We start from the raw sequence: 11,806 nt of genomic DNA on the forward strand, positions 1-11,806 counted from the left end.
TCGACCTGCTCGACACCCCGATACCGCTCACCGCCGCCGCGTAGCCAGAACAACCACCCCACGAAACCAGCCAATCCCCAGGTCACCCCGGGATTCACCTATTTCAGCTGCCGTAACTTCGGTCTAGTCGCCGCGAGCGTAACGCCACGGCGATATTTCGGAAAACCGCTGTGGCGTTACGCTCGCGACTCCTCGATGTTTGACGGCCGCGGGTTCTGCAACTCGTGTGAGCGGAGGCGACGGTCGGCGCCCGATGGCCCGTTGAGGGGGCGGGCCATCGGGCCTAACCGAGCGATACCGAGCGATTCAGCCGGATGACGCCCGATATCCTTGCTCGACGGCCTGGGCGTCGGTCGCCGGTTGATGCGACTCCTCGTGCCGCGCATCGTTCTTGACTTTCGGATCGATGCTGTCGGCACGTTTCCACTGTTCGTGGAGTTGTTCGCGCGACGCAGCCGCATCGCTGTGGTGCTTGGCCGCCTGCTCCTGCAGCCTGGCGGCCTCGGCGGCCTTGGCCTCGGCCTCGGCCTGTGCGGCACGGGCCCTGGCGGCTGTTTCATCGGCGAGTGCCTCACGCCGTTCGACTTTGGCCGTCGCTAGCTGAGCTTGTTCGCGAATCTCTTCGGCCTGCCGTTGGCGGCGTCGACGCATTGCTCCGCTTACCGCAACGATCAGGCCGGCAATCAGCAGGACTGCCACGACGGCGGCGATCACAATCCAGGTGGTGGTGCTCATGCTCATAATGGGCTCCATTGCTAGGTCCGTGTGTGTAGGTGCTGCAGCCGTCTCCACAGGTTCCCCGTATTCGACAGATATCAAACAAGCGAAGTTTCTGGCCCGGGGACGATGCGGGCCGGGTGTGCGAGACGGAGGCTCGGGCCAGAATGGCGATATGACGCTGGATCTGAACGCATACTTCGAGCGCGTCGACTACCGCGGCACGGCCGAGCCGAACCTCGAGGTACTGCAGGATCTGGTGACCGCTCACACTCGGACCATTCCGTTCGAGAACCTCGATCCGCTGATGGGAGTGCCGGTCGACGACCTCAGTCCAGAGGCTTTGATCGACAAGCTGGTGCACCGGCGCCGGGGTGGTTACTGCTACGAGCAGAACGGGCTGATGGGTTACGTGCTGGCAGAGCTGGGCTTTCGGGTGCGACGGCTGGCCGGGCGAGTGCTCTGGATGCTGCCGCCGGGCGCGCCGGTGGGAGCACAGACTCACACCGTGCTGGTGGTGACGTTCCCCTGCGCCCCGAGGTCCTATCTCGTCGACGTCGGTTTCGGCGGCCAGACGCCGGCTTCGCCCATTCGCCTCGAAACCGGCAGCGTGCAACAGACAACGCACGAGCCGTACCGACTGGAGGACCGCGGCGACGGGTTGGTCCTGCAAGCCCAGTTTCGCGGCGAGTGGAAGCCGCTCTACGAATTCTCCACCCGCACCGAGCCAGACATCGATCTGAAAGTAGGTAGCTGGTTCGTCTCGACCCACCCTTCGTCGCAGTTCGTGACGAACCTGATGGCCGCGCTGGTCACCGACGACGCCCGGTTGAACCTCGAGGACCGCAACCTGGCCATCCACCGCGCCGATGCAACGGAAAAGATCCGGCTCGACAACGCTGCCGCCGTCGTGGACACCCTGATTGACCGGTTGGGCATCAATGTGGCCGATCTCGGTGAGCGCCGCGGCCTCGAGACGCGCATCGAGAAGATCCTGGATGCGTAGAGGCTCGCTTCTGGATCACTTTCGCGCGCAATAGTGATGACCGCCATACTCCCAGAGGAAGCCAAATGGTTAGTATTGCTACTAGCCTGTCCCATGGTGAATCGGGATCATATGCTGAACAACATTGTCGCGGCCCCTGCGGGCGACACGAATCCGTACGTTTTCAGCGACAGCGCGATCGTGGTGCCCGAGGGTGTGACGCTGACGTCGTATTTCGACCGCAACCGAACCGATCATGCTGACAGCCCCGCGTACCGCTTCGTCGACTACTCGAAGGACCAGGACGGGCGGACGATCGAGCTCAGTTGGGAAGAGTTGTCGTCGCGGGTCTGTGCGATCGGTGCCCGCCTGCAGCAGGTCACCAAGCCGGGGGATCGGGTAGCGATCCTGGCGCCACAGGGGCTCGACTATGTGGCTGCCTTCTTCGGTGCCGTCCACGCAGGCAATATCTCGATCCCTCTGTTCGCACCGACCTTGTCAGGGCACGCCGAGCGGTTGGCGGCGGTGCTGGCCGACGCCCGGCCTGCAGCGGTGTTGACAAGGACCGCCGCGGCAGAGTCGGTGCGCACGTTCATTCGGACGCTGGCGCCCAACGAGCGGCCGCGGGTAATCGCGGTTGACGCGATACCGGCAACACTCGCTGCGATGTTCATCGCCCCGCACCGCGATACCGACGATGTCGCCTATCTGCAGTACACCTCGGGTTCGACGCGCACGCCGGCCGGAGTGGAGATCACGCACCGTGCCGTCTATACGAACGCGATGCAGATGATTTTGGCCGGCGGGCTGGACATGGGCGTCCGCTGTGTCAGCTGGCTACCGTTGTACCACGACATGGGTTTGATGATGATCGTGTTCCCGGCCTTGACCGGGGCGCACATCACGTTGATGGATCCCATGGCGTTTCTGCGCCGACCGTATCGATGGATCAAGCAGTTGAGCATCGCGGCGACCAGCGGCCGGACCATGGCGGCCGCACCCAACTTCGCCTTTGAATTGAGCGCCGAGCGAGGACTGCCCCCGAACGGCCCGGAAGCCCAGGCCCTGGACCTCAGCAACGTGGTGTGCGTGCTGAACGGGTCCGAGCCGGTGACCATGTCGGCGATCGAGAAATTCACAAACGCGTTCGCGCCGTACGGTTTTCCCGCGAATGCGGTTAAGCCCTCCTACGGGATGGCGGAAGCGACGTTGTCGGTTGCCAGCATCAGCCAGGATGCCGCGGCCGGCGCTGTCTTCTTCGACCGGGAGCAGCTCGGCGCGGGTCACGCAGTCAGCGTCGGGCATGCGGCACCGGGTGCGGTCGCCTATGTGTCGTGCGGCCAGCCGATCCCTGCTCAGTGGTTGGTGATCACCGACCCGGATGGCGCCGAGGCGCCCGACGGTACCGTGGGGGAAATCTGGTTGCACGGAGCCAACATCGGCCGCGGATACTTCGGCCGCGAGGACGAAACGCGACGAGTATTCGGCAACAAGCTCCAGTCACGGCTCGAACACGGCAGCCACGCCGAGGGCGCCCCGGACAATGGCTGCTGGCTGGCCACCGGTGATCTCGGCGTCTATGTGGGCGGCGAGCTGTACCTGACGGGGCGAATCAAAGACGTCATCATCGTCGATGGGCGCAACCACTACCCGCACGACATCGAAACCACGGTCAGCGAGGCCTCGACCGCGATCCGCAGCGGCTATGTCGCCGCGTTTTCCGTTCCCGCCGGCGTGCTCGGCTCACCGAACGGTGACACCGGCGAACAGGTCGTTATCGTCGCCGAGCGCGCCGCGGGCGCCGGCCGCTTGGAGCCGGCGTCGATCACCGAGGCGATACGCGCGGCGGTCTCGCGTCAGCACCATATCCGGATCGCCGACGTGCGGCTCGTGGCCGCCGGCACCATCCCCCGCACAACGAGCGGCAAACTCGCCCGCGGCGCCTGCCGAACCGATTACCTCGCGGGCCGATTCAGCCGATAACTAGCGGCCGGGCAGCCAGGGCCCGATGCGTCGCAGGGCCTCTTCGATGTCGCTCGTCGGTCCGGCGAACGACAGCCGGACGAAGGAATTGCCGCGCGCGGTGTCGAAGTCGATGCCCGGTGCGATGGCAACGCCGGTGTCGGCCAGCAACTTCGAGCAGAACTCGAGGGAGTCGCTGGTGAAGTCGGAGACGTCGGCGTACACATAGAACGCACCGTCGGTAGGCGCCAGCCGGTCGACGCCGATTCGGCGCAGCCCGTCGAGGAGCAGCGAACGGTTGACCGCATAGTGCTTCAGATTGCCGTCGGCTTCGGCTTTGGCCTCGGGTGTGAACGCCGCCACCGCGGCGATCTGCGACAGGACCGGCGGGCAGATGGTGAAGTTGCCGGTCAGGCAATCGACCGCCCGGCGCAGCTCAGGTGGCAGCAGCAGCCAGCCCAGCCGCCAGCCAGTCATCGCGTAGTACTTGGAAAAGCTGTTGACCACCACTGCGTTTCGTGATGTCTGCCAGGCGCAGCTGGTCTGCGGCGCGCCTTCGTAGACCAGGCCGTGGTAAACCTCATCGCTGATCAGGCGGACTCCGGAGGCCTCACACCAGGAGGCGATCGCGGCCAATTCGGCCGGTGGTATGACCGTCCCGGTGGGATTGGCCGGGCTGGCGACGATCACGCCCTGCACCGGCGGGTCGAGTTCGGCGAGCATGTGCGCGGTGGGCTGGAAGCGGGTCTTCGGCCCGCAGGCGATCTCGACCACCTCACATCCCAACGCCGACAGGATGTTCCGGTAGCACGGGTAGCCGGGGCTGGCCAGCGCCACGCGATCGCCCACGTCGAAGCACGCGAGAAAGGCGAGCAGAAACCCACCCGAGGAACCCGTGGTGACCACCACCGCGTCGGACTCGACGTCGATCCCGTGCCGGCGCTGGTAATCGGCGGCGATCGCGGTTCGCAGCTCGGGGATGCCCAGTGCCACGGTGTAGCCCAGCTCGTTGAGATGCAGGGCGGCCGCGGCCGCTGCGCGCACCGGCTCGGGTGCGCCGACACTGGGCTGGCCCGCCGACAGGTTTACCAGATCGCCATGGCTGCGCTGGCGCCCCGCGGCGGCCAGCCAGACATCCATCACATAGAACGGCGGGATGCCGGCACGCAGGGCGACATGGTCATTCACGGCTGTGGGAGCACCTCGGCTTCCAGTTGGCGAAGCAACTCTCTCGGCGAGGCCAGCAGGTGCGCACTGCCATGTGCGCGTTTGAAATACAGATGCATGTCGTGTTCCCAGGTGATCGCGATACCGCCGTGGAGCTGTATACCTTCGGCGGCCACGGTGGTCAGCGCCTCGCTGGCGGCGAGGCGCGCGGTGGCGGCGTTGGTGAGGGTGGGGTCGTCGCACGCGTCGGACACGACGGCCTTCGCGGCGGCAATCGCGACGTAGAGATCGGCCATCCGGTGCTTGAGTGCCTGGAAGCTGCCGATCGGACGTCCGAATTGCACACGGCTCTTGGCGTATTCGACGGTCAATTCCAGACAGCGTTCGGCGGCCCCGACCTGTTCGGCCGCCAGCAGGATGGCCGCGCTGTCGGCGATGCCCGGGTCCGCGCCTATCGCTTCGGTCTCCTCGGGCCGCACGCGGCCCAGTCGGCGGGTGGGGTCCATGGTGGCGACGGGCTCTGCGGTGAATCGGGTCCATCTGCTCAGCCGGCCGTCGGTGACGGCGACGATGACGTCGGCGATGTCGCCGTTGACCACATAGTCGGCATCGAGCACCACCGCACCGATCGAGCTTCCCTCGGCAAGGCCTTCCAGTGTCTGGACGTCGGGCTCGGGTGCGGCGAGCAGCGCCAGCTCCGCCAGCGTGGTGCCCAGTAGCGGGGAGGGCACCAGGGCACGGCCGAGCTCCTGCAAAACGGTTGCGGCGTCGGCCAGTTCACCGCCCGCGCCGCCCAGCTCCTCGGGTATCACCAGCGCGGCGGCGCCGACCTGCTCACACAGCAGCTGCCACAGCGACTCGTCGTAGCCACGGTCGGACTCCATCGCCGCGCGCACCGCCGCCGGATCGGCGTGCTTGGCCACCAGAGCGGCGACGGTTTCCCGCAGCATTTGCCGTTCTTCACTCACGAGCGCCGCTCCTCATAGCGACTCCAGCACTCTGCGCCGATGTGCCTCGGCATCACCCCACGCCGAGCGTAACGCCTGCACGCGGAGCAGCCACAGCGACAGGTCATGTTCCTGGGTGAATCCGATCGCGCCATGCGTTTGTAACGCCGCCCGCGCCGCCAGCAGGGCCGCCTCGGATGCTGCCGCTTTCGCGGCGCTGACGTCGCGCGGCTCCAACGACAGCGCAGCCCCGTATACCAGCGGGCGGGCCAGCTCGATCGCGATGTGCACGTCGGCGAGCTTGTGCTTGATCGCCTGATACGAGCCGATGGCCCGGCCGAACTGGGTCCGCTGTTTGGCGTAGTCGACGGCGGCGTCGAGCAGCGCCTCGGCGGCGCCGACCAGCTGCGCCGCGGTGGCCACCGAACCGAACTCGTAGGCGCGCTTGACTCCTCCTTTCGGGGCCTGCCACCCCCTGCCGGTCGGGATCACGTCGTAAAGGCGGCGGCTGGGGTCGACGGACTGGTGCCGTTGTCCCGGCTGGGCCACGGCGACGCCATCGGCGGTGGCCAGCAGCACCAGTCCGGCCGCCTCGGCGTCGACCGCGCGCGGCATTTGCGGCGGCAGTGCGACGGTGGCGATCAGCTCACCGGAAGCCAGCCCGGCGCAGCGTTCATCGTCGCCCAGCAAAACCGGTGCCACCGCGATGGATTCGGCCACCGGGCCGGGCACGCACCAACGCCCCAGTCGTTCGATCGCGACGACCAGGTCGACCGGATGGGCCTCGATGCCGTCGAATTTCTCCGGGACGGCCAGCGCGGTGACGCCCAGGTTGGCCAGCTGCTCCCACACCTTTCGCCCGGGCGCGACATCGCCGGCTGACCAGGCCCGGACCGCGCCCGGCAGGTCCGCCGCGCACAGTGCCGCGTCGATGCTGGCCGCGAAGTCGCGCTGCTGGTCGTCTAGCGCAAATTTCACTTCGTGCCCCCGGACTTTTCGCGCGGCAGGCCCAGCAGCCGCTCGGAGATGATGTTGCGCTGAATCTCGTTAGTGCCGGCGTAGATCGGACCGCCCAACGCGAACAGCAGGCCATCGTTCCATGGGCCGGCAAGCTCCCCATCGGCGCCCAGCATGTCAAGCGCGGTCTGGTGCAACGCCACGTCCAGGTCGGACCAGAACACCTTGGTCACCGACGATTCGGCGCCCAGTTCGCCGCCGGCGGCCAGCCTGGTCACCGTGCCGAAGGTCTGCAGCCGGTAGGCCTGCGCCTTGATCCATCCGTCGGCGACCCGGTCGGCGAAGGCCGGGGGACGGCCGCGGTCCTTCCACAGCTGCACCAGTCGCTCTGCCACCGCCAGGAAGCGGGCCGGGCTGCGGAGCGACATGCCGCGCTCATTGCTGGACGTGCTCATGGCCGCCCGCCAGCCGTCGTTGGGGGTGCCGATCACGTCCTCGTCGGGCACGAAGACGTCGTCGAGAAAGATCTCACCGAAGCCGGTATCGCCACCCAACTGGACGATGGGGCGCACCGTGACGCCCTTGGCCTTCAGGTCGAACATGAGATACGTCAGGCCGTTGTGTCGCTCGGCCGTGGGGTCGGACCGGAACAGCCCAAATCCCATCTCGGCGAACGGCGCCCGCGAGCTCCAGATCTTTTGCCCGTTGAGCAGCCAGCCGCCGTCCGTCCTGGTCGCGGTGGACCGCAGTGATGCCAGGTCGCTGCCGGATTCGGGTTCCGACCAGGCCTGCGCCCAGATCTGCTCGCCGCTGGCCATTTTGGGCAGAATCCGGTCCAGCTGCTCCTCGGTGCCGTGCGCAAACAGCGTCGGGGCCAGCATCGACGTGCCGTTGGCGCTGGCCCGGCCCGGCGCGCCGGCGCGAAAATACTCCTCCTCGAACACCACCCAATGCAGCAACGGCGCGTCACGGCCGCCATACTTTTCCGGCCAGGTGATCACCGACAGGCCGGCGTCGAACAACACGCGGTCCCAATGGCGGTGCTGCGCAAAGCCTTCGGCGTTGTCGTAGGACTTCGTCGGGATCGATTCGGCGTTGGCCGAGAGGAATTCCCGCACCTCGGCTTGGAAAGCCAGTGTCTCTTCGTCTAACTGCAGGTCCATCAGGCCAGCTCTCGCAGTTGTGGTTTGACCACCTTGCCGCCCGGATTGCGCGGCAACGCGTCGACGAACCGCACCGATCGGGGCGCCTTAAAGTTCGCCAAATGCTCACGGGTATAAGCGATCACCGATTGCTCGTCGAGGTTGGAACCGGGCCGGGCCACCACGAACGCCCGGCCGACCTCGCCCAGCCGCTCGTCGGGAACCCCGATCACCGCGGCGTCGGCCACCCCCTCCAGCCGGGCCAGCACCTGCTCGACCTCGGCGGGATAGACGTTGAATCCGCCGCAGATGTACATGTCCTTGAGCCGGTCGGTGATGCGCAGGTTACCGGCCTCGTCGACGGCGCCGACGTCGCCGGTGTGCAGCCAGCCGTCGGCGTCGATGGCCGCGGCGGTCGCCTCCGGGTCGTCTAGGTAGCCCAGCATCACGTTCGGCCCGCGCAGCAACACCTCTCCGGCTTCGCCGGGAGCTGGCGAGTCGATGCGTAGTTGGAAGTCGGCGAACGGGCGCCCGCAGGTGGTGGCTACGGTGACCGCGTCGTCGTCGGCGCGGCACATGGTGCCCATGCCGTTGGCCTCGGTCAGGCCGTAGGCGGTCAGCACGATGTCGATGTCGAGTTCGGACTGCATGCGTTCCACCAGCACCACCGGCACGGTGGCCGCGCCGGTCACCGCGAACCGCAGCGAGCTCAGGTCGTAGTCGTGGCGTGCCGGATGGTCCAGCAGGGTCTGGTAGATGGTGGGCGGTCCGGGCAACACGGTGATGCGGTGTTGCTCGATCGCCTGCAGCGCGCGCAGCGGGTCGAAGATCAGGTGTGGGATCAGGGTTGCGCCCGTTTGCAGGCAGGCCAGGATGCCGGCCTTGTAACCGAAGTTGTGGAAGAACGGGTTGATGCACAGGTAGCGGTCGTCGCCGGTGATTTTGCCGTTGGCGGCCCACGACGCCGAGGCCGACAGTGATTGCCGGTGCGCACAGAGCACGCCTTTGCTGCGGCCGGTGGTGCCGGAGGTGAACAGGATGTCGCTGACGTCGTCGGGCGTGACGGCGGCGGCGCGAGCGGCTACCGCGTCGAGGGCCGCGGGTTCGGAGCCTTTGGCGATGAAGTCGTCCCAGGTCCCGTCGTCTGCTTCTATCGGCACCCGCACGATGTGCCGCAGTGCGGGCAGGGCGTCGCGGTCCAGGCCGGAAACCCGGTCGGTGCCGAGGAATTGACCCATCGCGAACAGCACCGGCGCGGCCGTGCGGGCCAGGATGTCGGTGGCCTCTTCGGCGGTGTAACGGGTGTTCAGCGGCACCATGGCGGCGCCGGCGTGGTGGATCGCCAGGCAGGCCATGACCCAATGCCAGGTGTTCGGCGACCAGATGGCCACCCGGTCTCCCGGCTGAACGCCGAGCGCGATCAGTGCGGCCGCGGCGCGGTATATCTCGTCGCGCAGGGCGGCGGCGGTAAAGGATCGTTCCTCGGTGATCAGCGCGTCGTGTTCGGGAAGCTGGTGCGCCAAACGATCCAGCGCCGCGGGCACGGTGCGGGGATCGTTGGCCATCGACACTTCTCCTACGGCGCGCTACAAAGCAAGTGCTTGGTAGGTTAGCCTACAGGGCATGCAGGACGTCGAGGAGTTCCGGGCCGAGGTCCGCGATTGGCTCGCCGACAATCTGGTCGGCGAATTCGCAGCTCTCAGGGGCCTCGGCGGACCGGGGCGCGAGCACGAGGCATTCGAGGAACGCCGGGCGTGGAACCAGCACCTCGCGGCCGCGGGGCTGACATGCCTGGGCTGGCCGGTCGAGCACGGCGGGCGGGGGCTGCCGACCGCGCACCGGGTGGCGTTCTACGAGGAGTACGCCCGCGCCGACGCGCCCGTGAAGGTCAACCACTTCGGCGAGGAACTGCTGGGGCCGACGCTGATCGCGTTCGGGACGCCCGAGCAGCAGCAGCGCTTCCTGCCGCGCATCCTCGATGTCACCGAGCTGTGGTGCCAGGGGTACTCGGAGCCCGGCGCCGGCAGCGACCTGGCCAACGTGTCGACCACCGCCGAGCTCGACGGCGATCAATGGGTGATCAACGGCCAGAAGGTGTGGACGTCGCTCGCGCACCTGTCGCAGTGGTGCTTCGTGGTGGCGCGCACCGAGAAGGGCTCCAAGCGGCACGCCGGCCTGTCGTACCTGCTGGTGCCGCTGGACCAGCCGGGCGTCCAGGTGCGGCCGATCATCCAGATCACCGGCACCTCGGAGTTCAACGAGGTGTTCTTCGACGACGCCCGCACCGACGCCAACATGGTGGTCGGCGCACCGGGCGACGGCTGGCGGGTCGCGATGGGCACGCTGACCTTCGAGCGCGGCGTCTCGACGCTGGGCCAGCAGATCGTTTACGCCCGTGAACTTTCCAATCTTGCCGAGCTCGCGCAGCGCAACGGCGCCGCCGACGACCCGTTCATCCGGGAGCGGCTGACGCGGGCGTGGACCGGGCTGCGGGCCATGCGCAGCTATGCCCTGGCGACCATGGACGTCGAGCAGCCCGGCCAGGACAATGTGTCGAAGTTGTTGTGGGCCAACTGGCATCGCGACCTTGGCGAGCTGGCGATGGACGTGATCGGCAAGCCCGGCATGACCTTGACCGACGGCGAACTCGACGAATGGCAGCGGCTGTTTCTGTTCACCCGCGCCGACACCATCTACGGCGGATCCAACGAGATCCAGCGCAACATCATCGCCGAGCGGGTGCTCGGCCTGCCTCGGGAGGTTAAGGGATGAGTCTGTCCGAAGCACCGGAAGAGGTTGCCGGACATGGGCTTCTGAACGGAAAGGTGGTTGTCGTCACCGCGGCCGCCGGCACCGGCATCGGCTCGGCCACAGCACGGCGGGCCCTGGCCGAGGGAGCCGACGTGGTGATCTCCGACCACCACGAGCGACGGCTCGGGGAGACCGCCGACGAACTGTCCGCGCTGGGACTCGGCCGGGTCGAGAACGTGGTGTGCGACGTGACGTCCACCGCCCAGGTCGACGCGCTCATCGACTCTGCCGCCGCGCGCATGGGCCGCATCGACGTGCTGGTCAACAACGCGGGGCTGGGTGGGCAGACGCCGGTGGCCGACATGACCGACGACGAATGGGACCGCGTCCTGGACGTAACTCTGACTTCGGTGTTCCGGGCCACCCGGGCGGCGCTGCGGTATTTCCGCGAAGCGGCGCACGGCGGGGTGATCGTCAACAACGCCAGCGTCCTGGGCTGGCGGGCCCAGCACTCGCAGTCGCACTATGCGGCCGCCAAGGCCGGGGTGATGGCGTTAACTCGTTGCAGCGCAATAGAAGCCGTCGAGTGCGGGGTTCGGATCAACGCGGTATCGCCGAGCATCGCCCGGCACAAATTCCTGGACAAGACCACCTCGGCCGACCTGCTCGACCGGCTGTCCGCAGATGAGGCGTTCGGGCGTGCCGCCGAGCCCTGGGAAGTGGCGGCCACCATCGCGTTTCTGGCCAGCGAGTACTCGAGTTACCTTACCGGAGAGGTGATCTCGGTATCCAGCCAGCATCCGTGAGCGCAGCAGGCGGCTAGGAGGTGGGACATCGCCTCAGCATGTCAGCCGAAGTCCGACCACATGTCCGCCTAACCCGCGAACAGTCGGCTGAGGCTGAAGAAACCCGCTAAGTCGGTACCTGTGTTGAAGAAGCCGGATACCGCGCCGGGGAGTCCGGTATTGCCGATACCTGACATCGCACCCCCACCGATAGCGTTGTTGAAGAAGCCCGAGGCAAACCCGGAGGTGGCAGAATTGTCAAAGCCCGAGACATCTGAACCGGTGTTGTTGAAGCCCGAGTTGGTGGCGCCCGTGTTCGTAGTGAACCCGAAACCCGTGTTGACCAGTCCCGAATTCCACGCGCCCGTATTGCCGTTGCCCGAATTCCCCCAG

The 11,806-nt window shown here is 67.1% G+C and carries 10 protein-coding genes and 1 pseudogene; 4 read left to right on the forward strand and 7 right to left on the reverse strand.

The genetic code is table 11. The annotated features are described in order from the left end of the window. Window positions 1-306: 306 nt before the first annotated feature. The gene (locus ACLP4W_RS01535) at window positions 307-741 is read right to left on the reverse strand and encodes a hypothetical protein (RefSeq protein ID WP_442383438.1); all 435 of its coding nucleotides are present in this window, start codon (window positions 739-741) and stop codon (window positions 307-309) included. Between the two features lie 151 nt (window positions 742-892). On the opposite strand from ACLP4W_RS01535, the gene ACLP4W_RS01540 reads away from it, so the two are divergent. Next, window positions 893-1,723 (forward strand): arylamine N-acetyltransferase family protein, encoded by an 831-nt coding sequence (locus ACLP4W_RS01540; RefSeq protein ID WP_442383440.1) that lies wholly within the window; start codon window positions 893-895, stop codon window positions 1,721-1,723. A gap of 111 nt (window positions 1,724-1,834) precedes the next feature. Then, entirely contained in the window at window positions 1,835-3,685 is a 1,851-nt protein-coding gene (locus ACLP4W_RS01545; RefSeq protein ID WP_442383457.1) for a fatty acyl-AMP ligase, read from the forward strand. Here the strand turns inward: ACLP4W_RS01545 and ACLP4W_RS01550 are convergent, their stop codons facing one another. From ACLP4W_RS01550 to fadD3, 5 genes are read right to left on the reverse strand one after another with little or no spacing between them, the layout of a single operon-like run. Then, window positions 3,686-4,852 carry a pyridoxal phosphate-dependent aminotransferase gene (locus tag ACLP4W_RS01550; RefSeq protein WP_442383442.1) on the reverse strand — a complete coding sequence of 389 codons (1,167 nt, stop codon included), beginning with the start codon at window positions 4,850-4,852 and terminating at the stop codon, window positions 3,686-3,688. Next, window positions 4,849-5,799, reverse strand: a complete 951-nt coding sequence (gene ipdE2, locus ACLP4W_RS01555) for an acyl-CoA dehydrogenase IpdE2 (protein ID WP_442383444.1) — start codon at window positions 5,797-5,799, stop codon at window positions 4,849-4,851. The genes ACLP4W_RS01550 and ipdE2 overlap by 4 nt, the downstream gene beginning before the upstream one ends. 12 nt (window positions 5,800-5,811) lie before the next feature. Beyond that, entirely contained in the window at window positions 5,812-6,756 is a 945-nt protein-coding gene (locus ACLP4W_RS01560) for an acyl-CoA dehydrogenase family protein (RefSeq protein ID WP_442383446.1), read from the reverse strand. Continuing rightward, on the reverse strand, window positions 6,753-7,898 hold the full coding sequence (locus ACLP4W_RS01565) for an acyl-CoA dehydrogenase family protein (protein WP_442383448.1): 1,146 nt from the start codon (window positions 7,896-7,898) through the stop codon (window positions 6,753-6,755). The genes ACLP4W_RS01560 and ACLP4W_RS01565 overlap by 4 nt, the downstream gene beginning before the upstream one ends. Then, complete coding sequence (gene fadD3, locus ACLP4W_RS01570) at window positions 7,898-9,442, reverse strand: 3-((3aS,4S,7aS)-7a-methyl-1,5-dioxo-octahydro-1H-inden-4-yl)propanoate--CoA ligase FadD3 (protein ID WP_442383451.1); 1,545 nt, start codon at window positions 9,440-9,442, stop codon at window positions 7,898-7,900. The genes ACLP4W_RS01565 and fadD3 overlap by 1 nt, the downstream gene beginning before the upstream one ends. 58 nt (window positions 9,443-9,500) lie before the next feature. On the opposite strand from fadD3, the gene ipdE1 reads away from it, so the two are divergent. Continuing rightward, entirely contained in the window at window positions 9,501-10,649 is a 1,149-nt protein-coding gene (ipdE1, locus tag ACLP4W_RS01575; RefSeq protein WP_442383453.1) for an acyl-CoA dehydrogenase IpdE1, read from the forward strand. Then, window positions 10,646-11,434 (forward strand): (5R,7aS)-5-hydroxy-7a-methyl-1-oxo-2,3,5,6,7,7a-hexahydro-1H-indene-carboxyl-CoA reductase, encoded by a 789-nt coding sequence (gene ipdF / locus ACLP4W_RS01580; protein ID WP_442383455.1) that lies wholly within the window; start codon window positions 10,646-10,648, stop codon window positions 11,432-11,434. The genes ipdE1 and ipdF overlap by 4 nt, the downstream gene beginning before the upstream one ends. 68 nt (window positions 11,435-11,502) lie before the next feature. Here the strand turns inward: ipdF and ACLP4W_RS01585 are convergent. Then, window positions 11,503-11,806 (reverse strand): annotated as a pseudogene (locus ACLP4W_RS01585) (hypothetical protein); the annotation flags it as partial.

Source organism: Mycobacterium sp. (assembly GCF_052145595.1).
GTDB lineage: Bacteria > Actinomycetota > Actinomycetes > Mycobacteriales > Mycobacteriaceae > Mycobacterium.

Coding starts and splice junctions, on each gene's coding strand:
- ACLP4W_RS01535 (WP_442383438.1), bottom strand. CDS start 741: ATGAGCATGAGCACCACCACCTGGATTGTGATCGCCGCCGTCGTGGCA.
- ACLP4W_RS01540 (WP_442383440.1), top strand. CDS start 893: ATGACGCTGGATCTGAACGCATACTTCGAGCGCGTCGACTACCGCGGC.
- ACLP4W_RS01545 (WP_442383457.1), top strand. CDS start 1,835: ATGCTGAACAACATTGTCGCGGCCCCTGCGGGCGACACGAATCCGTAC.
- ACLP4W_RS01565 (WP_442383448.1), bottom strand. CDS start 7,898: ATGGACCTGCAGTTAGACGAAGAGACACTGGCTTTCCAAGCCGAGGTG.
- fadD3 (WP_442383451.1), bottom strand. CDS start 9,442: ATGGCCAACGATCCCCGCACCGTGCCCGCGGCGCTGGATCGTTTGGCG.
- ipdE1 (WP_442383453.1), top strand. CDS start 9,501: ATGCAGGACGTCGAGGAGTTCCGGGCCGAGGTCCGCGATTGGCTCGCC.
- ipdF (WP_442383455.1), top strand. CDS start 10,646: ATGAGTCTGTCCGAAGCACCGGAAGAGGTTGCCGGACATGGGCTTCTG.